Source organism: Shimia sp. MMG029, from assembly GCF_027947445.1.
Lineage (GTDB): Bacteria > Pseudomonadota > Alphaproteobacteria > Rhodobacterales > Rhodobacteraceae > Shimia.
The window spans coordinates 985,707-1,008,040 of record NZ_JAQJIM010000001.1; the positions used below are offsets into that span (position 1 = coordinate 985,707).

22 protein-coding genes and 1 tRNA gene are annotated in these 22,334 nt (G+C 53.3%); 17 read left to right on the top strand and 6 right to left on the bottom strand.

All coding sequences use genetic code 11. The features are described from left to right. Window positions 1–8: 8 nt before the first annotated feature. Window positions 9–1,754, top strand: coding sequence for an ATP-binding protein (locus tag PJL69_RS04645; RefSeq protein WP_271308600.1), 1,746 nt, complete (start codon window positions 9–11; stop codon window positions 1,752–1,754). A gap of 51 nt (window positions 1,755–1,805) precedes the next feature. Continuing rightward, a complete protein-coding gene (locus tag PJL69_RS04650; protein ID WP_441347457.1) occupies window positions 1,806–4,754 on the top strand; it encodes an NACHT domain-containing protein in 2,949 nt (982 codons plus the stop codon). Window positions 4,755–4,955: 201 nt separating this feature from the next. Here the strand turns inward: PJL69_RS04650 and PJL69_RS04655 are convergent. Continuing rightward, window positions 4,956–6,109, bottom strand: a protein-coding gene (locus PJL69_RS04655) for an IS3 family transposase (RefSeq protein ID WP_441347451.1) whose coding sequence is annotated in 2 segments (ribosomal slippage) — window positions 4,956–5,848 and window positions 5,848–6,109 — 1,155 coding nt in all. Because the reading frame shifts where the segments join, the coding sequence is not laid out codon by codon here. A gap of 161 nt (window positions 6,110–6,270) precedes the next feature. Here PJL69_RS04655 and PJL69_RS04660 point away from each other — a divergent pair. Beyond that, window positions 6,271–7,038 (top strand): hypothetical protein, encoded by a 768-nt coding sequence (locus PJL69_RS04660; RefSeq protein ID WP_271308603.1) that lies wholly within the window; start codon window positions 6,271–6,273, stop codon window positions 7,036–7,038. A 3-nt stretch (window positions 7,039–7,041) separates the two neighbouring features. Here PJL69_RS04660 and PJL69_RS04665 read toward each other — a convergent pair whose 3' ends face one another. Then, window positions 7,042–7,383, bottom strand: coding sequence for a hypothetical protein (locus PJL69_RS04665; RefSeq protein WP_271308604.1), 342 nt, complete (start codon window positions 7,381–7,383; stop codon window positions 7,042–7,044). Window positions 7,384–7,388: 5 nt separating this feature from the next. Between PJL69_RS04665 and PJL69_RS04670 the strand changes: the two genes are divergently transcribed. Together PJL69_RS04670 and PJL69_RS04675 are read left to right on the top strand one after the other, a co-directional pair. Continuing rightward, on the top strand, window positions 7,389–8,144 hold the full coding sequence (locus PJL69_RS04670; protein WP_271308605.1) for a recombinase family protein: 756 nt from the start codon (window positions 7,389–7,391) through the stop codon (window positions 8,142–8,144). Next, complete coding sequence (locus PJL69_RS04675; RefSeq protein WP_271308606.1) at window positions 8,137–8,538, top strand: thermonuclease family protein; 402 nt, start codon at window positions 8,137–8,139, stop codon at window positions 8,536–8,538. The genes PJL69_RS04670 and PJL69_RS04675 overlap by 8 nt, the downstream gene beginning before the upstream one ends. 197 nt (window positions 8,539–8,735) lie before the next feature. On the opposite strand, the gene PJL69_RS04680 is transcribed toward PJL69_RS04675, so the two are convergent. Together PJL69_RS04680 and PJL69_RS04685 are read right to left on the bottom strand one after the other, a co-directional pair. Then, the gene (locus tag PJL69_RS04680; protein WP_271308607.1) at window positions 8,736–11,969 is read right to left on the bottom strand and encodes a tetratricopeptide repeat protein; all 3,234 of its coding nucleotides are present in this window, start codon (window positions 11,967–11,969) and stop codon (window positions 8,736–8,738) included. A gap of 57 nt (window positions 11,970–12,026) precedes the next feature. Then, window positions 12,027–12,482 (bottom strand): hypothetical protein, encoded by a 456-nt coding sequence (locus PJL69_RS04685; protein ID WP_271308608.1) that lies wholly within the window; start codon window positions 12,480–12,482, stop codon window positions 12,027–12,029. 189 nt (window positions 12,483–12,671) lie between these two features. Here PJL69_RS04685 and PJL69_RS04690 point away from each other — a divergent pair, with 189 nt between their 5' ends. From PJL69_RS04690 to PJL69_RS04725, 8 genes are all read left to right on the top strand, one after another. Beyond that, the gene (locus PJL69_RS04690) at window positions 12,672–13,247 is read left to right on the top strand and encodes a hypothetical protein (protein WP_271308609.1); all 576 of its coding nucleotides are present in this window, start codon (window positions 12,672–12,674) and stop codon (window positions 13,245–13,247) included. 73 nt (window positions 13,248–13,320) lie between these two features. Next, window positions 13,321–13,665: an SMR family transporter gene (locus PJL69_RS04695; RefSeq protein WP_271308610.1), complete on the top strand. Its 345-nt coding sequence runs from the start codon at window positions 13,321–13,323 to the stop codon at window positions 13,663–13,665. A 109-nt stretch (window positions 13,666–13,774) separates the two neighbouring features. Next, window positions 13,775–14,809 carry a hypothetical protein gene (locus tag PJL69_RS04700; protein ID WP_271308611.1) on the top strand — a complete coding sequence of 345 codons (1,035 nt, stop codon included), beginning with the start codon at window positions 13,775–13,777 and terminating at the stop codon, window positions 14,807–14,809. 17 nt (window positions 14,810–14,826) lie between these two features. Continuing rightward, a complete protein-coding gene (locus PJL69_RS04705) occupies window positions 14,827–16,023 on the top strand; it encodes a hypothetical protein (protein ID WP_271308612.1) in 1,197 nt (398 codons plus the stop codon). A gap of 178 nt (window positions 16,024–16,201) precedes the next feature. Then, window positions 16,202–16,771, top strand: coding sequence for a D-Ala-D-Ala carboxypeptidase family metallohydrolase (locus tag PJL69_RS04710; RefSeq protein ID WP_271308613.1), 570 nt, complete (start codon window positions 16,202–16,204; stop codon window positions 16,769–16,771). Between the two features lie 83 nt (window positions 16,772–16,854). Next, the gene (locus PJL69_RS04715) at window positions 16,855–17,160 is read left to right on the top strand and encodes a hypothetical protein (protein WP_271308614.1); all 306 of its coding nucleotides are present in this window, start codon (window positions 16,855–16,857) and stop codon (window positions 17,158–17,160) included. Further along, complete coding sequence (locus PJL69_RS04720; protein WP_271308615.1) at window positions 17,157–18,584, top strand: type IV secretory system conjugative DNA transfer family protein; 1,428 nt, start codon at window positions 17,157–17,159, stop codon at window positions 18,582–18,584. The genes PJL69_RS04715 and PJL69_RS04720 overlap by 4 nt, the downstream gene beginning before the upstream one ends. Beyond that, entirely contained in the window at window positions 18,581–18,823 is a 243-nt protein-coding gene (locus tag PJL69_RS04725; protein ID WP_271308616.1) for a hypothetical protein, read from the top strand. Before PJL69_RS04720 ends, PJL69_RS04725 begins: the two co-directional genes overlap by 4 nt. On the opposite strand, the gene PJL69_RS04730 is transcribed toward PJL69_RS04725, so the two are convergent. Then, window positions 18,817–19,086 carry a hypothetical protein gene (locus tag PJL69_RS04730; protein WP_271308617.1) on the bottom strand — a complete coding sequence of 90 codons (270 nt, stop codon included), beginning with the start codon at window positions 19,084–19,086 and terminating at the stop codon, window positions 18,817–18,819. The genes PJL69_RS04725 and PJL69_RS04730 overlap by 7 nt on opposite strands. A gap of 53 nt (window positions 19,087–19,139) precedes the next feature. Between PJL69_RS04730 and PJL69_RS04735 the strand changes: the two genes are divergently transcribed. From PJL69_RS04735 to PJL69_RS04750, 4 genes are all read left to right on the top strand, one after another. Next, window positions 19,140–19,604, top strand: a complete 465-nt coding sequence (locus PJL69_RS04735) for a hypothetical protein (protein WP_271308618.1) — start codon at window positions 19,140–19,142, stop codon at window positions 19,602–19,604. Window positions 19,605–19,613: 9 nt separating this feature from the next. Continuing rightward, window positions 19,614–20,213, top strand: coding sequence for a hypothetical protein (locus tag PJL69_RS04740; protein ID WP_271308619.1), 600 nt, complete (start codon window positions 19,614–19,616; stop codon window positions 20,211–20,213). A 119-nt stretch (window positions 20,214–20,332) separates the two neighbouring features. After that, the gene (locus PJL69_RS04745; protein ID WP_271308620.1) at window positions 20,333–20,635 is read left to right on the top strand and encodes a hypothetical protein; all 303 of its coding nucleotides are present in this window, start codon (window positions 20,333–20,335) and stop codon (window positions 20,633–20,635) included. Then, a complete protein-coding gene (locus tag PJL69_RS04750) occupies window positions 20,632–22,170 on the top strand; it encodes a recombinase family protein (protein WP_271308621.1) in 1,539 nt (512 codons plus the stop codon). Before PJL69_RS04745 ends, PJL69_RS04750 begins: the two co-directional genes overlap by 4 nt. Here the strand turns inward: PJL69_RS04750 and PJL69_RS04755 are convergent. Next, window positions 22,149–22,233 (bottom strand) — tRNA-Leu (locus PJL69_RS04755). The genes PJL69_RS04750 and PJL69_RS04755 overlap by 22 nt on opposite strands. Window positions 22,234–22,334: the final 101 nt, after the last annotated feature.

A 22,334-nucleotide genomic window follows, 5' to 3' on the forward strand; every position in this document is an offset into this window, starting at 1 on the left:
TAGCGTAAATGTCCATTTTCAACTTCTCCGACACAGAATCCCTTGGCAGCGTCATTTCAGTCGATACCGCTGCGGTCACTATACGCGTTGATGATCTGGAACGGCTCAAACGTCTCCAAGTCAACCGGCTGGTTGTTCTTCAAAGCAGCAAGCCCGGCCAGCACCTAATCGGTATTGTCGTAAAGATTACCCGGAAGCCAGACACGCGTGAACTGGAGGAGGTCGATCTTGGCGACGAAGATCTCGTTCCGAACGAAAACAACTTGGTGAAAGTCACCCTCATTGGAACACTGCTCGACCGAGTCGGAACTGATCAGAACGTGTTTCGCCGTACTCTTGAGACCGTTCCTGAAATCGACGCAAACTGCTTTTCGCTGGATGGCGATCGGCTTACCAAATTCATGCAAGTCATTTCCGACGTTAAAACAGAGGGTCCTAAGCTATCCCTTGGTCATTTCACGTTGGATGACGAAGCTATCGCCTACCTAAATGGGAACAAGCTATTTCAACGCCACGCGGTAATAGTCGGCAGTACGGGCTCTGGGAAGTCTTGGACCACAGCAAGGTTGCTCGATCAGATTGCCGAGTTGCCGCAAGCAAATGCTGTCCTGTTCGACATCCATGGCGAGTATCGTCCGCTAAAGAGCAAAGCATTCAGGCACCTACGGATCGCCGGACCATCAGACATCGAACACAATCGTGGTTTGGCTGATGGCGTTCTTCATCTACCGTACTGGCTGCTGGGCTATGAGGCCTTGTTGTCGTTGTTTGTCGACCGCAGTGACCAGAATGCTCCGAACCAGTCAATGATCATGACGCGTGCAGTCGTGGACGCTAAGAAGAGCTCTCTTGAGCCAGTGGAGCACAAAGAGATCCTGGAAAACTTCACGATCGACAGCCCTGTACCCTTCGATATCAACACCGTCCTCGATAAACTTAAGAAGCTGGACGAAGAGATGGTCCCAGGGACGGGGAACCGCGAAAAGCAGGGCCCGTATCACGGAAAACTCAGCCGTTTGATTGGTCGCCTGGAAGCCAAGAAGCATGACCGCCGTCTGGCCTTCCTGTTCCAGCCACCACCTGAATGTATGGACATGGCTTGGCTGGAACGGATGGTCCACGCGATCTCTGCTGGACGTGGAGCACAAGACAACAACGAAGGTGGCATCAAAATCATTGACTTTTCAGAGGTGCCGTCTGACGTGTTGCCACTGATGGTGAGCCTATTGGCTCAAATTATCTTCTCAACCAGCCTTTGGACAAAGTCCGACAAACGCCATCCAATCGCAATTATGTGTGACGAGGCCCACCTGTACATCCCGGAACGCATGCAGGCGGACAGTTCTGATTCCGTTGCTGTTGAGATTTTTGAACGGATCGCCAAAGAGGGCCGAAAGTACGGAATTGGCCTTGTTGTGATTAGCCAGCGACCATCGGAAGTAAATCGAACTGTACTCAGCCAATGTAATAATGTGGTAGCAATGCGCCTGACTAACAGCGACGATCAAAGCGTTATCAAACGGCTCTTGCCTGATAGCCTTGGAAGCTTCGGTGACTTGCTGCCCGTCCTGGATATTGGCGAGGCGCTTGTTGTTGGTGATGCCAGCCTGCTGCCCACACGAATTCGCATCACAGAGCCAAAGATGAAGCCAGATAGCCAAACAGTTGCGTTCTGGGATCGTTGGAATGAAAACTCACCAATATCTGACACCCAAACTTCTATTAGTTCTTGGCGTCAGCAAAGTTCATCTTGAAAAAGGGTTTCTTACAAACCTCATGTATGCGTTGAAAGAAAACCAAGTGTGATGCTAACTCCAACTGAAGACGAAAAACGGTTTGAACATCAAGTATGCAAACTGGCGAACTATAAGTTCGGTGACGGTTGCGCAGAAATTTTCGGTAGGCGCGGACAAAACCAGTATGGTATCGACATAATAGTACGGCAGCCAAATGGTCAGCGCGTTGCGATTCAGTGCAAGCAAACTGTAAAGGATAAGGTTCCGGCGAGAAAGCTCGAAGATGACTTTGAGCGTGCGATCTCATCGGGCATAAAGTTTGACCATTTCATTTTTGCGACTACTGCACCAAGAGATTCAGCGTTGCAACGGCTTGCAATTGAACTTGAAACAAAAAGAAATTCGGATCCAAAAATCAGTATCTGGTCTTGGTCAGAAATAACTGAGTGGGCTAGCCGCGATCAACAAATCCGGGAAATATTCGACCCGAACTTCAGTCGAAATCGGATAACTATTGATGATTATCGGCAGCCTTCGCTTCAAACCCAAGAGTTTGTGAGGCGTAAACTCGGCGAACTACTGGATCGTACACTTCAGTCAAATTATCTCACCCAAAGATTCATTCCAGAGCTCTATGTGCAACGAGAAATCGAAAAAGAACTTAGCAAGTGGATCGACGGCGAAACAAAGAAGTTCAAGTGCAATACGACTTACCTCGTCGCCCCCGCTGGCTCAGGAAAAACATGCTTGGCTGCCTCCCTAGCCAACACATTTCGGACAACACACAACGTGGTCTTACTTCCCGCTGCCTTCCTTCGTAGACCAACCGAGCTTACACTTTTCGAGTACGCGGAGCACAACACGTTAAAGGATCTAGCCCTTGAAAAGGTAAGAGGCGCGGTTCAGCAAGTCGAGCTCTTAGCAGCGACAGGTCCTACACTTGTAATTGTAGACGGCATCAATGAAGCGCATAGCGCTGATTGGATGAAGCGGGAGCTTCTTGGGCTCTCTGAGCTTCATAACACTCCTAATCTGCATGTATTAGTCACCTGTCGCGACTACTATTGGGGAGCTTTCGAGGACAGGACCTTCACAGAAACTGGAAATATTGTAGGAGAATATCGGCAAGGTGGGTCACAGCGAAAGCAATTGGCGGACTTTAGATTCAGCGAATATCAGTCTGCGGTTTCAAGCTACAGCCAGTATTATGATGTGGATTTTACCGCACAGGGAACTGCTAAAGAGCAGTTTAGGCATCCCCTATTGCTGCGTTTCTTCTGTGAAACCTACATCGGTGAGAAAATTGGCGTTGTTAGGAACATAAGACTAAAAGAGTTATTCGACACATACACGGAACGAAAATCAGACCAACTAACGAGAGAGTTACAAAAACACGTAGGAGTAGGTCTTCACGCAAGGCAGGAGATATTGCGCCAAGACGCAATGAATTTTCTTGAGAAAATCGCAATGGCTATGCTCAATCGCAACTCTAGAGTGGTATCGGCGACAGAGTTCCTTGACGGTAAGTCTGCTAGTGAAGAACAGACCGGTGAGATGCTGTTTCACAGGATTATCGATGAATACATAATATTAGAAGAGCTAGGGCAGGAAGCCAATGATGCACCGGAAGTGAGCTTCGTTTTCGAAGCCTACATGGAGTATTGTATGGCAAGTGCATTACACCGAAGCATGCTTTCGTCGACGATTGGCGAAATCACCGAATCGATACGCATCCTAACATCAAAGTATAGCAGCTTTGTTCAAATAATCGGAGTTGTTCTCTTTTTGTCCCTGTTTCTGAAGGAAAGGCGGAAGATAGCAATCTGGCCTGCCCTGTTTGAAATGGGAGAAATTTGGCAAAAGGTCATTCTTGAAGCGTTCCGCAAGCTACCGACGGATCAAATTGACGATGGTGTCTTTGATGCTGTCACAGACCTTCTCAAATCAAACAGTGTACCCATTCAAGTAGAAACTTTGGAATTATTGAAGCACGGTCGGTTGCGACGCCCAATTTCTAATTCAGTTATCAATGCGATAAAGCCGCTGCTACAGCATAAGGACCCAAAGGTATTTAGGAGAGCAATCCATGTTGTGGGTGAGCTGCCTAAAGATCAGGCGCTACGTCTCTTCGAGTATCTCATCGAAAGGCGCGGAAAACGCATCACTGACTGGTATCTCATCAGAGACTACACCCTAAAATACATATCCCGCATCCATTCCCGAAGAGCCTTCATGCTAGAAATGACAATATACGGAGCGGAAGAATTCCCAAATTTCGCACGAAGCAGCCTCAGTGCGCGCGAAATCAAATGGTGGACGGAGGCAATATACGCTGATTATCGACCAGTCAGGATTGGTGCTCTGCAGTATGCAGCACAGGCAACTGACCAGAGCTTGGTTGCCCATTTGCGAGAGTTTATTGCGAAGCCAGACATCTACCCACTAGACAGGCGTGAGATGTCAGTAGCCAGAAGTTCAATAGAGTTTCACTTTTCGGTTCATAAGCTCAAAGATGAGTCATTCGAGATGAGTGTTGCAAAGCATGCTCTTTCCAAACTAATCAGACAGCTTCAAAACGATAGAAATTGCGCTCGGATCCTAAAGTTTGTCCGCGGTTCAAGCACCTTACCAGATCTGATCAAGATGAAGAAACTCTGCCGAGGTCTTCGCTTTCCGGGCTATTTCGACGTTGAGGTCGAATTGATCGCGAGAGGCCTCGAGGTTCGCTCTGGCCGAAAGTGGAGCGTTGGTTTCGTGTCTTCTGGGCGCTATGGCCAGTCGGCGATCCGGATTTCAGCACCTAGGCGGGCATTAAGATCTCGCAACAAGATGGCCCTGAGTGATTGGCGAGAACTTACTAAGTTGTTGGACTCTAACCGTTTTGACCATGAAAAACCCGAAGCTACATACACAATACCCGTTTACACCAGAAATAGAGACTATGAGGGTGAGTACTGCTATCGCGCCTGGGGTGAAGAGCCAAAGGTCCGAGGTTACCTTGAAACCTACTACGATTAAGCCTCCACTCCTATCATGCCTGTACCTTGAAGCCGCTCCGTTGAACCGGTTCATGGATCGTGACTGCTCCCTAGGAGAATTTCGGCGATGCACTTGATCTTTTGTTAGGCGGTTTGGGCAGTGTTTACACAGCTGATCTTTGGTGGGTCCTGAGGTGCTGCGTGAGCTACTCCCCAATGTTTGGACAGGTTTCTGCGAAGATTAAGCTACTCGCTGCTCCTGCTGATCGGTTTGGGTTTCGTCTTTTCTGAGCCAATAAACCACGGCTGGTGGTTTGCCGCCAAGGGCGGAATGAGGACGCTTTCGGTTGTAGAAGTCGATCCATTTGCCGACACCCGCTTTGGCTTCCGATCCGGTCTCCCAGGCATGCAGGTAGACGCATTCGTATTTCAGGCTCCGCCAGAGCCGCTCGACGAAGATGTTATCGAGGAAGCGCCCCTTGCCATCCATAGAGATCCGCACGCCGGTTCGGCGCAGCCGATCCGTCCAGGCAAAGGACGTAAACTGACTGCCCTGATCCGTATTCATTATTTCCGGTGGGCCAAACCTGGCGATGGCCTCGTTCAACGCCTCGACGCAGAAGTCAGCTTCCAGCGTGTTTGATATCCGCCAGGCCAGCACCTTGCGGGTGCGCCAATCCATGATGGCGACCAGATACAGAAAGCCCCTGCGCATTGGCAGATACGTGATGTCGGCGCACCAGACCTGATTGGGGCGCTCCACCCGTAGGCCACGCAGCAGATAGGGATAGGTCTTGTGCCCTTTCGCCGCTTTACTGGTGTTTGGTTTCTGATAGATCGGCATCAAGCCCATCAGCCGCATCAAGCGTCGGATGCGCTTCTCGTTCACCAGATGACCTTCGTTTCGCAGGTGCCAAGTCATTTGCCGGACGCCAAAGAACGGTGTTTCCAGAAACTGCTCGTCGATCTGCCGCATCAACATCAGATTCAGCGCCGTCTCGCCCTTGGGCGTATAATAAAATGACGACCGCGAGATCGACAGCAGCTTGCACTGCATGCCTATCGACAGGTCGGGATTGCCGGTCTCAACCATCTTCCGCCTCACTTGCCGGTCCACGGCTTGAGCTTTCGTGACAAAAAATCGTTGGCCACTGCCAGCTCCCCGATCTTGGCGTGCAATTCTTTGACCTGCTCCTCGTCGATCTCTGGGGGCTTCTTTCCGCCACGCTGGAACACGCCGGACGCGCCCTCCAGAAGCGCACGTTTCCAGCTGTGGATCATCGTCGGGTGAACGCCAAACTGGCTCGCCAACTCCGCGACCGTCTGTTCACCCTTCAGCGCTTCAAGCGCCACCTTCGCCTTGAACTCCGGCGAATGGTTCTTCCGTTTCGACATCTCTGATCTCCTCTTCGTAGAAGATCAGCAGACAACAAATCGTAGCTTACGTCAGGGTCCGATTTTCGGGGGGTAGCTCAGCGCAATGCACGAATGACCAGTTAGGTGAACTAATAGGGCGGAATTGATTGATGCGTCGAGAGGCCGCTAAGGGTCGGAATTTGCGAGAACATGACCTTTTCTGGTACAATATTTGTGTGGAAATACCGAGTGACCAGAAAGAGATAGCGGCGACGAAGCGCCTTGAGTTTGATGATCTTCAGAATGAAATCGCGGGACGCGAGACCGGGCGCAGAGCGCGGTTTCTGAAAGACGGCCCTGGCTCGGAGGAGGCCAAGAAAAAGGAGCGCGACGCCCAGCATCGAGCGCTGACGCGCTTGGCACAACTGCTCAACGATCCGGTTTACCGCGCCAAATACGATGGTGTGTCGCAATTGCTCTCGGGCGCCGAACAAGCAACCGAAACCGCCATTGATCAGCTGAATAGTCAGATTGACGTGGCCCAATCCGAACTCGACGATATGATGAACAATGCTGCGCGCCTGCCAGATGGCAAGCGGGCGTTCCGAGATGCCGACGGCGTGGTGCGTCGCGAAGATGGCTCTGCTGTTGAGGATCACCTTGCGGAAACGATCATCTGGACCGGTAACGAACCAAGCTTTGAAGACGTACAGAATGCGAAAGGTCGCTTGGATGATCTACAAGCCGCGTTGGATGCCGCAAATGGCTATCAAAACGATGTGCTTGGTCCCGCGCGCGACAGGATCACCGACCCGGACAATCCGCCTTCGCTGGACGATCTGAACGATATCCAGAACGATATCCAGTCAAAGATGCCCAAAGTCGTGCAGGAGCATTTACCGCAGACGGAGACCGCTGCGCCAGACGTGGCGACACAAAGCATTGGCCTGCCCAAGCTCGGTGGTTGATCTTCAGTTCAACGGCCCGCAGGCCTCCAGCAGGATTGCCAGGATCGTGCCGCTGGGATGATAGCCGTCATATTGCGCGATGGTTCTGCGAATATGCGCGTTCCGAGCCGCTTTCTGGCCATCCACAAGATACCAGTTGTCCACACATGCCGACTTCTCGGGTGCGACATGCGAGAACACCACGCCTGCCATCGTGATAGACGTCTGGATGAAGCTGTCCTGGGCGGTCGTTTCCCAGATCGCAAAGTCCGCTCCGGTGAAACCCTCCGCATGGATTTCCTGTGGATGAATGACATAGATGGCCCCCGCCACCATTGCCGCACCCCATGCACCTATGCTGTTCATAAACCATGGTTTTTGTTCAAGTGTCAGTTTTAGGGGATTCCGGTGAAGCGGTAAACCAAGTATCAAGAAAACAGCGGTTTTGCAGTTGCAGCCACGTGGCGGCAGCGCCGAATGACAAGCAGATCGGAAAGGATCGTTTTCGATCACACCCGATGCCCAACCCGCGCCGCCTTGGCTACATCCGCGTCTCCACCCGCGCGCAAGCGCCTGACCGTCAGATCGACGTCCTGCGCGCCGAATGCGACGAACTCTACATCGAACATGTCTCGGCAGTTGCTGCCGAACGTCCGGTTTTCGATAAGCTCCTTACTGACCTAAAGCCGGGCGACACCTTTGTGGTTGTAGATCTTGACCGTGCGTTTCGCTCTGCCGTGGACGCCATTCTGATCACCAGCGCGCTGTGCCAGCAGGGAGTGAAGTTCAAGATCCTCAGCTTTCCGCTAGATACAACGAGCGATGAAGGTGAGCTGTTCTTCGGCATTGTTGCCTTGTTCGCGCAGTTTGAAAGGCGCATCATCTCACGAAGAACGAGAGAAGGCCTTGATGCAGCCCGTGCCAGAGGCGTGACACTGGGGCGCCGTCCAAAGTTGACGGAACGCGATATCCGCGCCGCATACCGACAACTTTCCACGTTGAGCTGCAAAGACATCGCTTCCGGTCTTGGCGTCTCCAGGATCACCTTGCAAAGGAGCTTTCGTCGTTTAGGGCTGCGTTATCCAGTCCATGCTACGCGATCAGCGAAGGAGCCGCCCCATGCGTAGAACCAACAGCATTTCGATTGTGATGATGTCGCTTCTGTTGGCCTGCGCGCCCGCCGAGACCATCAGCGTTCGCGTCATCGACGGCGACACGGTGGACGCTGGTCTCGACGCCAACATCCGCCTGACGCTGGATGACGGCAGTGGCTTTGATACACCAGAGACCTTTCGGTCAGGGTGCGCAGCCGAGGCAGACCTTGGTGCTAAAGCAACCGTTCGGTTGAAAAGGCTGCTAAGGGACGCACGCACAACTGATCTGAACCTCGGCGGCCGGTCCTGTGGTTTCGGCAGATATTGCGGCGCGCTCAGGGTTGATGGCGCAAATGTCGGTGAAACCTTGATCCGGGAAGGTCTCGCCAAACGCTCGAAGAACTACGATTGGTGCAACGCGATCTGAGCTGTGAGTGCAACAGGTCATCCATGACACATGATCCCAAAGCGGGATGCAACGGGGCGCAGCCCCTTGCCAAGAAAGTACGGCGTATTACGCCGTACACATCTTGCGTATGTTGATTTCTCTTCATGTTGTATAGTGAAAAGTCGGCGTTCGAGTGTTGCAAACTATGCACTCTAAGAAGATTCATAAATAGCATGTCAAACAACTTTGATCCGACCTCGTTCGATCCAATCGGCAATGTCTATGCCAAAGAATCCGTAAAGAAAAACCAAGGATGTCCAATCGTCATTGTTCGAATAAGGAAGCTGTATCTGAAGAAAAGTTCCGTGTCCGATTTCAACCACCCTAATGAATTGCATTGCTTCCTCAACGGTTTGAATAGAACGGCCAAACAAGCTAGAAATGTCTAGTACATCTTCATCATCCTGAAAATCCAAGATAGCATCAATGCCCATGGATGCGGCCACCATAGTTGCAAGGTCTTTGCCCTTCAACTGCCGAAGATCTCCGCTACCTGTTCTGACTAGTGGCAAAATGTTGAGCATCGCCCCAAAGAAATTATCAAAGTCATGCAATGATCGATGATCTATGGGTCTATCAGGAATGCGAAAATCAAGTAATGAGCCAGGGTCACTCGATATCCCGAATAGAAAATCATTGTTGCCGCGGGCTTTTACAGGACGAATGCCTTTAAAGAACTCATCAACATGAACGGAACCTGCCTGGGCTATTTCTCTATTTATTGCTTGATAGTTTTGAAAAAATTCATTTTCTGATAGTTCATGCGACGTAAAGAGATCCTCTCTTGAGACGATGCCGTCGAAAAGAAAAACTTCGTCACTTTGACTGTTTAGCTCGATTATTCGCATAGCACCGTTTGCCCAAGTATCTCCTTCGGCTCGTCCAATTCTAAACATGTCTACTGCTGTATCTCGGTTCTCCTCTACGCCAAGGCCAAAGAAGTAGCAAACACCTAGACTGTAGTAAGCGCGCGAGTTGTTGAACTCCGTGGCAGTCTTAAATGCATTAAACGCCTTCGAAGCATCCTGGCCGGCGTATAGCTTTGCCACTCCGAGCTCTACAATACACCTCCCATCGCCGCCGGATGCCTTCACGGAAAGCCATTCAAGCAGCCCGTCCACTTCCTCTTGATCAAGATCACCAGATTTCAGAAGTGCCATAAGGTATTCTAAAGAAAGAACTGAGCCGTTTTCAAAGCTCTCTCGAAACACCTGAACAGCCTCAGAGATAGAAATACCAGATATTTCTTTTTGGTAAATTAGCCTTGAAATACTCTCGTACGCCGAATTGTTGCCGAGTAGGGCAGCACGTCGATACAAAACGTATGCAGCCTCTGGGTCTTTTGAGGTGGCACGTCCTTTCTCGTGCATCCTACCCAAATCCAGCAAAGAAGTACTATCACCAAGCTCTGACGCTTCAGTGTATAGCTTGAAAGCCTCATCAAAATCCTGTTTGCAGCCCCAACCGTTCTCATAACAGAGCCCAAGATTTCTAATTGCGGGCAAGAGCTTTTTGTCCGCCGCTAGTTGAAGAAGCTCGACGGCTTTTTCTTCATCCTTGGCGACCCCAAATCCTGTTAGAAAGCAATAACCAAGAGTGGATGCAGCTTCAGTATTTTCATCTTCGAGACCAATGTAAAGAAGCTCTAGCAGAGCGTCCGGCGGCGACACGCTAGATCTTAAAAAAGATGAAACTATCGCTGAAATTCCCTTAGGAATGCCAGAACGTCTTTGCGAGCTCTGAAACAGAATGTCTAGAATGCAGCTTACAATTGGGTGCTCAGGAAAGTTCTGAACGGTTCGCGCAATAAACGCGACTACGGATACGGGATCATGATTACACAGTTCCGCAAAGAGTTTGCTTGCGTCAGCGTTTTCGGTGAGCGCATTCAAAACTAGATGCTCGCCGAGAATATCCGGTTCCAGCGCGGGTAAAAAATCAGGTCCTTGCTTCTCGTCAGAGCCAATTGGCGCCCCTACCAAAACTGATGCTTTCCGAACTGCTGAGGCGGTAAAGTCAAGATCAATCTCTAGCGCAGACACGTCGGTCCTATTGATCCCTTTCAAAACCGTCGCAGCTGTTGCTAACCGCATCTCAGCACAGTCATCATATCCAGCAGGTGGTTTCGAAGCGCCGAAAAGTTTTGCCCAACGCTCAACTCGCTCTCGGTCTATGATCTCTCTAAGGATTTGTTCGCGGGTCCAATCAACACGTTGAGGAGTCTCTCGAATGACTGTTCCAACGAAGTATGCGAAGAGTGGCGAGCGGTTTGCGTCCACTCTGTCAATCATCTTCAGTATTTGAGCGTCACTATGCACGCACGGGCTCTTTGCGGTCCTGCGAACAATCTCACAGAGGCTCTTCTCATTTAAACTACATAGCTCAATGATGCTAACGTGGAAGGCAGATTGCGAGACCGCAAACATCGTTTCCCGATCGTTGCCACACATCAAGCTGAACCATTGTGCGACCGAAGATGTTTCAAGTTCTGAATGGTCTTTTATAGCTTGCCAATCAATTGTCGTTGCAAAAGTCTGATTGTGTCTTTGACGCTCGATAAATACCAGCCGAACTGGCACATTGCCTTCCAAACCGAAAACAAGCTTATCAATCATTGGCTGAAGTTCTAATTCTTCACCGATAACATAGTCTACAATCAATAATGTTGGAGAGCGGGCGACCCAGGATTTCCAGTAATCCATGAATTCCCGTCGAGCGCGTCTGCCCAAAAAACCTGCATCCCATCCTCCAGATTTGGCGTGGACTGCGAGATCGTGAGCAAGTCGGCTTTTGCCTTGCCCGGCGGCTCCAGCTATTTGCATCCATGAAAAAACTTCTTGGCTTTCCAAAAACCTTTCTAAAGCCCTTTTTTCATCTTCCCTGCCAAGTGTTTGGATCGCCTTTTGAGTATAGTGAAAAGTTGAATGACTTAAAGCGTCTAGCGTCAGATTTAGCCTTTTCGTTTGGTCGGAAAATACCTGTTTGCGAAACTCATTCTTGTACTCTTTCCCGAAAACCTTTTCATCGATTTCCCTTGCGTATTTTGGTCGGTCAAGCTCAGCATGTAGGCGATAGTGTATTGCGTATGCGAACAGGAGGTTTCCGCTGCCTTTGCCTTTCATATCCTGGAGGTTAGAGATTGAGCTCTTTTGGATCTCCTGCCGAACGTCTTGGAGCTCTTTTTCCAACAGCTTGAACCACCTGCGCAGTTTGTCATCTTTGTTTTTTGAACCAAAGAATCCAGTGTCCCGCAGCTTCAAAATAGCTTCTCCAACTGCTTCGAAGTACTGCTTCTTGTTTTGTACACGTCGATCGTCTCTATCGATCAGCTTTCTTTTCGCGTAGTTTGTGTAAGCTTCTTCGACGGACTGCTGAAACTCCACAAAAGACACATGTGTTCTGAGGGACATGCAAATAGTTCTCTAGTCAGGATACCGCGATTAGATTGCAGTCAGACCAATTTTTCATCAAGGAGGTTCTTGTAGACCAAGGGATGATTGAAGGTCCTCGTCACCTGCATAGCGGAGTTCGGTGATAACACCTGTAATGTGGTCCCGAGAGACAATATGGGGACCGAAACTTCGATCTCTTGGTTGGCCCATCGTGTAAAAACCTTCATTGGTATGTACTTGCGTTTCGGGGTCTATGTAAATCATGGCTCCAGCGCCATCGCGATGCAACTCGTCTTCATGATGCCACTGCATAAGCTTGGGGCGGCCCAATTCATCGTACAGAACATAGGATGGTTGGTCGTCGGGAGTCGCATGCAAGAGGCCGTTCAAACGAGTGAACGAAACAAGGGGAAGCCCCGTCGACTTGCTGTACCTAGTCTCGGTTGTAAATGTTTCAGTCTCGTACTCGTCCCTTTCACGGCTCACAAACAATAGTAGCACGATCAGTTGCTGAGAAGCAAACTTCACCATTAAAAATAACACCTTACAGATTTCCTGAGTTTTCCTGAGACTTCCTGAACCGCTCGGGATGATCGAAGACGGGCTATCACGGAAACTACAGGCATCAGGCCCGCTCACTTGATGGTCTGCCGAGTTCGGGATGACGGTTTCGGGCTGTAACTTGTGAGAGCTCTCACCTTATTCTTGGGAAATTGTAAGGTGAACCACTACGAAAACGGCGATGACATCGCCAATCCGAAACTCGCGTTGTTTGAACAAGCGATGGAAGAACAGAAAGTCATGCTGCCGGACGATCGGATCGTTTCAATTGAACGCAAGAACATAGCGAGAAGCTACGATGGCGACGTGTGGTGCGACGACTTCGATAGCATCATCGAACCTGAATACGACCAAGGCATGGCGATGTTCATCGAAACCGTCGTGAACGCAGACCTGTGCAGCACGTCAGGCACCGCACGCTTCAACTTCATTCTTCAGAACCTCGATCTGAAGCGTGCAACAGGCGACCTGTTCGATTGGGACTGCATTCTCGTTGACCGTCATGCGTCTTCACGGGATTGGCGCAAAGAGAAGACGATTTGCGACGCTTTTTCTAAGCACCCTAGACGCGACATGAACCGTCTTAAGGAAAAGATTAGAAATCCACGATCGAACGATCTCTGCATGAGCAAAGACGATCAATTGCTCTGGCGTGTTTGTTATCTGTCTTTGGCCCGTAAGGTGTTTCTAGCCAGAGCCGGTTACCCGGAGTTCTGCAAACAGGCTGCTTTGTAACCGCCCAATAATCGCCCACTGCGTTGCCCCTGTCGTGCTTTTCGGCGGGGGCAATTATTTGGAGTCTACGGTAATGCCTGAGCTTTTTAAACCTCTTCTCCCTCTTCTAATCGCGACTGCAACCTCCCTCGCTGGCACGGTATGCATCCGTTTGGCTTCAGATCAAACCCTCCTTTGGCTCGCGATTTTAGGTGGATCGCTGTGGTCATTGAGCGGCGCGGCTTTCGTCCTGGCAGCGACATTCGATGGCGTCGAACTAGGCGTCTACTCTGCTTTGATGAGCGCAGGTGGGATCATCCTCATCAATTTGATCGGCATCGCCTTTTGGGGTGAGGCCATCAATCCGAGAAAGATAATTGCACTAACATTTTTGACAATCTCGATTTGCCTGCTGGCTTGGCCAACGACCAGACCCTGATCCGCTCTTGATCCGCCCAAAGCGCGCCCGGCATAGGCCCATCCCGCCCTTTCAGACCTGCTGCAAAGCGAGAGCCGCAATAGTTGCGGCTATTGAACTGGAGGGTTCCATGAAACGACACAAGAAAAACAAATCGAAGCTCAAAGGTCCCGGCTTTTTGCGTCGCAAGGAAATCGACGAGGCCATCAAGACGTGGCGTCCAGAGATCATGAATGCGGTGTTGCGCATTGCCGATGCAAAGGAAGCGGCAAAACGTCTGGAGGCTTTGACGACGAGTGCTTACTGGGCGGTGCTTGGGGCGGACAAAGCTGCAGCGCAGGTCGAGCGCGATGGTCTCAAGGTGGAGATCGAGCGCGTAACAGCGGCGAAGGATCAAACCTGGGCACAACTGCTTGCCTGCCCTGAGGTGCTGCCCGCTGCTGCGGTGCGTCAGGGTGATGAGAGCGGAGAAGGTTACAACGAGACGCCTTTCTGGTCTTATCAGCTGCGCCACAAACTCGGTGTGCTGATTTTGGCACCACTGCTGGGCGTGGCGCTGTCCGCATCCTGGCTGTCGGCGCATGCCAATCTGGTTGGCTCGCAACTCGAAGTCTTTATCGAAAACAAAGCCTTACCTTGGACCATGGCCGCTATCGCGCCCATGGCCTCAGTGGCACTGAAGACGATGTACGCGCACTTGAGTTCAGATCGTGCACGCAAACTGTACAAGACTCTGCTGCTGGTCTGCACGTCCGTGTCGATCCTGACCTGGGCGGTGCTCTTCGCACTGGTCTACAAGGGCTTGGGCACCGATTTTGATATCAGCACGCTCTTCGCCGAACCAACGCTCTGGGGCAGCCTGCAGCAGACAGGTTTTGTCGTGGCAACGCTCACAACGGAAATCCTCGTCGGCGGCGTGATTGCGCTTCGCCTGGGCCAGATTGCTGATCTCTATGCGGCCAATGGCGAGGTTCCTAACAGCGAGCGTCGCTACCTTAAGCGTCAGTGGGATGACCTGAAGGCCGAACTGGCAGGGCTTGAGAAACGCCTGGGTGAAGTGGAAGGCTTTCTCGCGACCCTCAATCACGCGCTTGAGGCCGAAATCGCGCTGGCCCGCATCTCGCATGATGCCCGGCGCGCTCAAAACGACACCCCCATCATCTAATCTGGAAAGGACGTAACATGTTCAAAACATCTTTATCGTATTGCGCCGCAGCTGCTCTGTTGAGCGCCTCCGCGTTGACACCAGTCGCGGCAGATGCTCGCGAGACTATCGTCGCGTTTTCCTCCGCCTTGCCAGAGGCCGAACTGCAAGAACAGGTGGAACAGGCCATTGGTCATCTGCTGGAGACACTTAACCCAGGGGAGCACGCCCGAATCGTCGATGCGACCAGCTTGGCGCTCATCTCTGAGGTGGAAATGCCGGACGAAGCGGAGCCGATCTCGCCACGCCGCGCTCTTCAGCATAACCGCAAGGCCGTGGCACAGGTGGGTCGCTTTCTGAAGCGCGCGGAGGCCAATGCCGAACATCCCGGCGCTATCGATATGCCGGGGCTCTTGCGCTTCGTGCGCACCCATTATCCGGCGCCGGAGGGTGGTGCGGATCTGATCGTACTTGGTCATCCGATCCATGCGCCCAGCAATGCTCCGTCCCAGACGATGTTTGGGGATCGCGTGCCGTCTGACGGCTATGTTGCTGCGGGGCCAGACGTGTCGCTCTATGGCACAACCCGGCTGTCCGGCAGCTTGGATGGTTATGATGTCTACTTCGGTTGGAGTGCCTCGGATTGGACCGTTTCCCCCGCACATCGCTACGCGGTTGAGCGGCTCTGGAGCATCACGGTTGAAGCCCATGGCGGTTCCATGGCCTATCAGGCGCCTGCAGAAGATGCGGCGGGGCGCGCGACACTCTTCGATTTAGCCGGGGAGGACGTGCCGGACCAGAAGCACGCTCACCCGCTTGATCCCGATGCTCCGCCGACAATGCGCGTGTTCAAGCCGGACACGGGCAAAGGACCGGAAACTGAAGCAGAACGCCCAGAGGCATCCGCGAAGGCGACGCAGAAGGCTACCGCCAACGGCGTTGAAGTGGATGACTTCTCGCTCTTCGCCTCCAAGCCCCATCCGAGCTTGAGCGGCGTCCAGATCACAACTGGGATCCGGTACGTGCCGGAAGATTATCCGCACCGCTATGTCAACGCGTGGTGCTACTTTCTGGTGAATCGTGACGGCAGCCAACACCGCGTGAGTCTCGGCTCCAAAAGCTGGGGTCAGACCGTCGCGAATGCCGATATCTCCTCCCGTGCCCGGCGCGCGGCGGGCATCGACCGCGATGATATTGAGGCGGGACGATCCGCCTGTCAGTGGCCGACGCCCTAACCGGTCAGCTCAGTAGCTGAGAAGAGCGCCTTCGGGCGCTCTTTTTTGTTTCCACGCAATATCTTATCTGCCTGCAATCCGCCCGCCGCGCGCCCGCTGACGGCCCATACGAACCGGCAATCATAGGCAGCATCGATCCCAGAAAGAGCCGTTTCGGCTCGTCACTGAGGATCAAAAAATGAAGCGCAGAGAGTTTATTGCAGGGGCGACTTGTTCCGCCCTGACCGCAGGAACAGCTGAGGCGAGAGTCAGCTTTTACAGCGGATATCCGCATCAGATCACGGGGTGGACGGCAAAGCACTTCAAGCCCGAGGAGTTCGCCAGCAAAGGCAATGGCTTCGTCTCCGTCAGCCAAAGGATGGTTGCTTCATTGGATCGCGTCCGTACCGCCGTAGGCCATCCGATCTACATTACATCGGGTTACCGGGACCCGGCGTACAACGCGCGTGTTGGCGGCGTAAAATACTCGCGCCATCTTCTCAGCGATGCAGTGGACATCAACCTGCGCGGCCTCTCTTCCCTGCAGCGGCACGCCTTGATGTGGCACCTTTTGGCTGAGGGCTTTACTAGCTTCGGCTCTTACGCGAGCCATAGCTTTATGCACACGGATATGCGCCCGAATGCGCGCATCTGGCATGGCGGCACTGGTACGCATCCAGCCTGGTTCCGACGGGCGCTGGCGGATTGGGGCTGGCAGCGCGATCTCGGGGCCACCCGCACGCATCGCACTCGCATCATCCGAACATGACAATCCGCCCGCGCGCCGCCCACGGAGGCGGAGCGCGGGCCTTATCCTGCGCTTATCGCGCAGGACCCACGAGGATCGTATAGATGTCTGAACAACCGAAACTGCCCAGTAAAGCCACATTCAATTTGCTCTGCTTGAAGGCGTGTATTGGCTTTGGCGGGGCCTGGCTCTTCTGGCAAATAGCTGCGCCCGGATTTGAGCTATTCGTATACATCGCAGCCTGCTGGGCGCTTGGTGGCGCAATCTGCGCAGTCCAAGCTGTCTGGCATCTGTATCGCATCATCCGACATGAGCGCCTGATGGCCGCGCTCAAAGCCCAAGGTGTGGACCCCAAGGCGGACCCAACCGCCACGCTCGAAATTCTCCGCAAAGAGGGTCTGCTCAAATGATGCGCTGGTCCAAACAGAAGGTGCCGGGTCCGGGGCCGGTTGATCCCGACGGGCGTCGACTGATTGGCTTAACGCTTGAGGGGGGCCACCCAATCTTCGTACCCCCCGGTCACTCACTGCTCCTTAGCAGTAATGGCGGTGGTAAGACACGACGCGGCGCGATGGTCTGGCTCTATTCCTTTCTGTCGTCTCCGCGCACTCATGCCACATTAATGATCGATGGCAAAAACGGCGAGATGGCCATCCAGGCGGCCAAAATGGCCGCTGAGATGGGCCACAAAGTCGCCGTCATCGACGACATGGGTGTCTGGCCCGAGCTGGAACCCTATCGTGTCTCGCTCAATCCCTTCGGTGCTGCTGTCTCGACCTACAAGCGAGACCCGCTCGACCTGATCTTCACTACCGAGACCATCAACAACGCTTTGATCCCTGAGCCACCCGAAGGCCGGGATAAAAACACCCATTTCCGGGATGTTCCGCGCGATCTGTTTTTGACCTTCGTGCAAAAGCTTCTCTTGAAGCGCAATCCGGACACGACCACGCCGGGCACAACATCCGCAATCCTCAATGACCCTGACTTGCTGCGCAGCCTTGCCGAGGCCGAAGCCAGTGACAACGATCCCGGTCTTGGCAACCTGGCCCGGAACCTGCTGCAACTGGAAGGGCACGAACACTGGCCTCAGCATTTGATGGAAGCGCAAAGGTCGCTGAAACTCTTTGCGCCGAGCACACGTTTGCATGAAGCGGGTCTCAATGCGGAGCTCACCCATGAAGATCTGATCCGCGAAGGCTACGTGATCTTCCTTGTCGGTCCGCAGGCCACCATGAACCGGCTTGGGAACTACTACGCTTTGCATATCCTGGCTTTCTGCACCGCGCTCTATAACGGCGCGGGCGGGTTGCGGGCGATTTGTGACGAGTTCACCAACACTCCATTGAAATCGCTTGTCGAATCCCTAACCACGCTACGCGCGTTTGGCCCTTCTGAAATTCATATGATTGCGCAGTCGCGCTCAGAGATCATCCGGCGGTTTGGCAAGGAAGAGACCGAAACCATCGAAGAAAACAGCGTTGTGAAGCTTTGGTATGGGTTCAGCTCCTTTGCCGAAGCCAAACGGGTGTCGGATAGCATCGGAGAGCAGCATGCGGTCGCCACCGCGCTTAGCGGTGAGACCGGCGGGATCAAAACCAACACCAACCTCAGTCTGATTAAGCAGAAGCACTACAGCCCTGCCGAGCTCATGGCGATGCCCAGTGACCAAGGCTTGGCACACATCAAGGGCATTGGTTTTTTTATGTTCCGCTTGCTGGGTCAGGAAAACATCGCCCCGTACTGCCACCTCGTTGGCGAAAACCGTCTCGAAGGCGGACGCCTGCCGCCAAATCCCAAGATCACTCTGACAACGACGGGAGCGACGTCATGAAACACATTGTCTACTTTCTTTGGCTTCTGCCTATCTCGGGCCTGTGTCTCGCAATTGCGGTCTGGAGCACGCCGCATATTGTTGGCACTTACACTTATGCCGGGTCACGCTATCTACTGCCCTCGGAGCGCCACTACACGACCTGCACGTACTACGGCTGGGCGGGCGTCATCACCGTCGACGCGGTGGACGCGACATGCCCCTGGGTCCGCTTCTTCAAAGCGGGGACAATTCAATGAACCTTGCGCAGATATTGGGCGTCGGTCGGCACGTAGCACCGCTCCTTCAGTCCGAAGCGTTCTGTAAGCGCGACACGTGCCTCTGCCTTCAGGCAGATCAACACTGTGTCTACGTCGGTGATACCTCGCGACAGAACCTGATCGAAATGCGCCCGGTCTCCGCCCTCGAAGATCGCCCAAGGCTCTATAGCAGACCAAAAGGCGTCAAAGTCCAGCGGGTCCAGCCAATCTCGTATGTCCTGAATGTCTTCAAAAACAACCATGCACGGATTGTACCAAAGATCAGGTGCGCACAGCAAATTTGGGGAGCAAAACCATGCGTTTAACCACAGAAGAGGTCTTACGCGATGTATATCTGGAGGCCGCTCGGCACGATCTCGCACGGTCCCTGAAAACAGGCGACGACTGGGTTCGCTTGAAAGAAATCACGCAGGACGCCACCGCCCGGATCGAGGCAGAACGGGCGGCGCACGCGCATGACTACCAAGCGCGCATCGCTGAAGCGAAGCAGATCATCCTGCGCGAAGAGCATGGCATTCGCCTGGATCAACCGCTGCCGCCCGGTGTTGAAAAACAATCCGACGCCGACCGCCTCCAATCCATCGCCGAAACACGTGTGCGTCAGGATTACGACCGCCGGATCGCAGTGATCAAGACCGACGAGCTGGATCAATATCGGGACCTGACCAACGCAATCCGCATGCGGGATCGTTCGGAGGTATCCGAACAAGCCCGAAGCCAATCCCCGGAGCGTAAGCGCTCCGGCCCAACCAGAGAATAGGAGAGTACAATGACCAACGACGACACCCTCACTGCCGCCCGCGAGAGCTTCTCAGGCAAGACTATGACGGAGACGCAGCTCAAACAAGCTGTTGCCATTGCCGACATTATCCATGCGGAGATCCAGCAGAGCGGTTCGTTCATCGAACCGTTGACGGACTTCAGTCATGCCTTCGCGCGTAGCGAAAAGTTCGATGCGATGCGGGCCGAGAAGATGATCCGCGACGTCTTCACCGCCACGCGCGGCCAGTCGATGAACCAGATGCGCGAGGGTTTGCAGGCGGTGGCAGAAAATCTTCCCGACACAGCGCTTGCTCGCGCACTTGTCTGTGCCGAAAGCATCGGAGAGCTGATCCAGGCAGCACCCACGCAGCCCTTCTACCTCGCACAGGACCGCGCTGCGGTCACCTTGTCGGCAGAGTTTGGCATCACCCAGAACGCTGCCAAAGCGCTGATGTCCGAGGTGTTCGAACAGACGCACGGGAAAGAGCTCTACGCCCATGGCAAGGAGTTGGAAGAGGCTTACCACAAACCGGTTCGTGAGGCCGAGATTGCGGCACGGAAGGCGGAGCAACTGCAGTCACGCAGCCGCACACGGTCCTATTCCTGACTTCTAACTCTTTGGAAAAAGGAAAATAATCCTAGACAGGACCCAAAATTTGCGACACGATGTTCCGCTTATGTTCTCAAATCGGAGGAACAAACAGACAAACAAAGAAAGGAGCCCATATGCTCACGCCCCCGACCCCGCCGCCCCAACAGCGCAGCATCCACGTCAACTGGCAGGACTGGCTGCCCTATCTCGAAGACAGCACTGCCTCTGAGGCCGAGAAACAGCAGGTCATCGAAACCATCTGGTCTATCGCCATGGCCTTCGTCGATCTGGGCTGGGACATCGATACATCCGAAAATACCAGTGGACAAAGCTTCGATCTCACCGCCGCCCTGCGTGCCGCTGTGCTAAACTCAGAGGGGAACAACGCGCGCTCAAGCAGCGAAGCGGTAGCTCATAAAAATAAGGAGGCGGTATGACCCAAAAAGCAATTATCTACGCGCGCGTCAGCTCGCGCGCGCAGGCCAGCGAAGGCCACGGTCTGTCGAGCCAGGAAGCCCGATGTCGAGACTACGCGGCGTCGAAAGGCTGGGAAGTCGTTGCAACCTTCCCCGATACGATCTCTGGTGGGATCGACTTCATGAAGCGCCCCGGCATGGTGGCGCTCTTATCCTTTCTGGATGCGCAACCGAATGAAAATTTTGTCGTCATCTTCGATGATCCCAAACGCTTTGCTCGCTCGACCCGGTTCCATATTGACCTGCGTGACGCTTTACGCGAGCGCGGTGCTCAGATCGCCTGTCTCAACTTCAAGTTTGATGACAGCCCGGAAGGTGAGTTCATTGAAACGATTATCGCCGCGCAAGGTGAGTTGGAGCGCAAGCAGAACGGGCGGCAGGTTGGCCAGAAGATGCGCGCGCGCATGGAATCCGGGTATTGGATCCACACAGCGCCCGTCGGCTATCGCTATGTCACAGTAAAGGGGCGCGGGAAGATGCTGGAGCCGAACCCGCCGTTTGACGGTATTGTGCGGGAGGCTATCGAAGGCTACGCCGCTGGCCGCTTTGAGACGCAGGCTGAAGTGGCGCGATTCTTGGAGTCTTTCCCGAACTATCCGCATCTGAAAGACGGCAAGCTGAAACAACAGCGCGTCACCGATATGCTCACCCATGCGATCTACACCGGCCACATCTGCTCCGAGCGCTACGGCATCCACTGGCTCAAAGCGCAGCACGAGCCACTGATCTCGCTGGAAACCTTCGATAAAGTCCAACAACGCCGCTCTGGCAGCGCCAAGGCGCCCAAGCGCAAGAACATCGGCGATCACTTTGCTTTGCGTGGCATCGCTGTCTGTGACTGCTGCGAGGTGCCGCTGCGCTCTTCCATCACCAAGGGCAACGGCGGACACTATGCCTATTATCTGTGTCAGACAAAGGGCTGCGAGGCGTATGGCAAGTCGATCAAACGTGACCAACTTGAAGGTGATGTCGGCGAGATCATCAAAGCGCTCCAGCCGGATCAGAGCGTTGTGCGGCTGCTGACCGACATGTTCCGCCACATCTGGTACGCACGTCGCGCACAGGCCGCAGATATCAAAAAGGACGCGCAAAGCCAGGTCCGCGCGATTGACAAGAAGATTGAGGCACTGGTGAGCCGTATCCTCACGGCGCAAACCGAGGCCATCGTACCCGTCTACGAGGCCGAGATCGTATCTCTCGAGCACGACAAAGCGCGTCTGACCGAAAAAATGCAAAAACAGGTCGAGCCCAAAGGTTCCTTCGAGGAAAAACTAGAACCTGCGCTCGCATTCCTCGCAAACCCTTGGAAACTCTGGGAAACACCGGGAGGCGCACAGGTTCATCTACGCCGTTTAGTGCTCAAACTGGCCTTCGGAACCCGCATCAAATACTGCCGAAATCAGGGAGCTAGAACCCCGGAAATTAGCTTTCCGTTCAAAGCCTTAGAGGGGTTTTACATGATAAAATGTCAAAATGGTGCGGGTGGAGGGACTTGAACCCCCACGCCTCGCGGCGCCAGAACCTAAATCTGGTGCGTCTACCAATTCCGCCACACCCGCACAGTCCGCGCTTCCTAGCAAAGCTTGAAACGGGATGCGAGAGGAAAAATGCGTCCGACGCGAAGGTTTTTTCATTTTCTTCAAAGCAGCAGAATTTGCAA

Excerpts from the sequence above, each read along its gene's own strand:
- PJL69_RS04645 (WP_271308600.1), top strand. The coding sequence starts at position 9 with ATGTCCATTTTCAACTTCTCCGACACAGAATCCCTTGGCAGCGTCATT.
- PJL69_RS04650 (WP_441347457.1), top strand. The coding sequence starts at position 1,806 with ATGCTAACTCCAACTGAAGACGAAAAACGGTTTGAACATCAAGTATGC.
- PJL69_RS04665 (WP_271308604.1), bottom strand. The coding sequence starts at position 7,383 with ATGAACAGCATAGGTGCATGGGGTGCGGCAATGGTGGCGGGGGCCATC.
- PJL69_RS04670 (WP_271308605.1), top strand. The coding sequence starts at position 7,389 with ATGGTTTTTGTTCAAGTGTCAGTTTTAGGGGATTCCGGTGAAGCGGTA.
- PJL69_RS04675 (WP_271308606.1), top strand. The coding sequence starts at position 8,137 with ATGCGTAGAACCAACAGCATTTCGATTGTGATGATGTCGCTTCTGTTG.
- PJL69_RS04680 (WP_271308607.1), bottom strand. The coding sequence starts at position 11,969 with ATGTCCCTCAGAACACATGTGTCTTTTGTGGAGTTTCAGCAGTCCGTC.
- PJL69_RS04685 (WP_271308608.1), bottom strand. The coding sequence starts at position 12,482 with ATGGTGAAGTTTGCTTCTCAGCAACTGATCGTGCTACTATTGTTTGTG.
- PJL69_RS04695 (WP_271308610.1), top strand. The coding sequence starts at position 13,321 with ATGCCTGAGCTTTTTAAACCTCTTCTCCCTCTTCTAATCGCGACTGCA.
- PJL69_RS04700 (WP_271308611.1), top strand. The coding sequence starts at position 13,775 with ATGAAACGACACAAGAAAAACAAATCGAAGCTCAAAGGTCCCGGCTTT.
- PJL69_RS04705 (WP_271308612.1), top strand. The coding sequence starts at position 14,827 with ATGTTCAAAACATCTTTATCGTATTGCGCCGCAGCTGCTCTGTTGAGC.
- PJL69_RS04710 (WP_271308613.1), top strand. The coding sequence starts at position 16,202 with ATGAAGCGCAGAGAGTTTATTGCAGGGGCGACTTGTTCCGCCCTGACC.
- PJL69_RS04715 (WP_271308614.1), top strand. The coding sequence starts at position 16,855 with ATGTCTGAACAACCGAAACTGCCCAGTAAAGCCACATTCAATTTGCTC.
- PJL69_RS04720 (WP_271308615.1), top strand. The coding sequence starts at position 17,157 with ATGATGCGCTGGTCCAAACAGAAGGTGCCGGGTCCGGGGCCGGTTGAT.
- PJL69_RS04725 (WP_271308616.1), top strand. The coding sequence starts at position 18,581 with ATGAAACACATTGTCTACTTTCTTTGGCTTCTGCCTATCTCGGGCCTG.
- PJL69_RS04730 (WP_271308617.1), bottom strand. The coding sequence starts at position 19,086 with ATGGTTGTTTTTGAAGACATTCAGGACATACGAGATTGGCTGGACCCG.
- PJL69_RS04735 (WP_271308618.1), top strand. The coding sequence starts at position 19,140 with ATGCGTTTAACCACAGAAGAGGTCTTACGCGATGTATATCTGGAGGCC.
- PJL69_RS04740 (WP_271308619.1), top strand. The coding sequence starts at position 19,614 with ATGACCAACGACGACACCCTCACTGCCGCCCGCGAGAGCTTCTCAGGC.
- PJL69_RS04745 (WP_271308620.1), top strand. The coding sequence starts at position 20,333 with ATGCTCACGCCCCCGACCCCGCCGCCCCAACAGCGCAGCATCCACGTC.
- PJL69_RS04750 (WP_271308621.1), top strand. The coding sequence starts at position 20,632 with ATGACCCAAAAAGCAATTATCTACGCGCGCGTCAGCTCGCGCGCGCAG.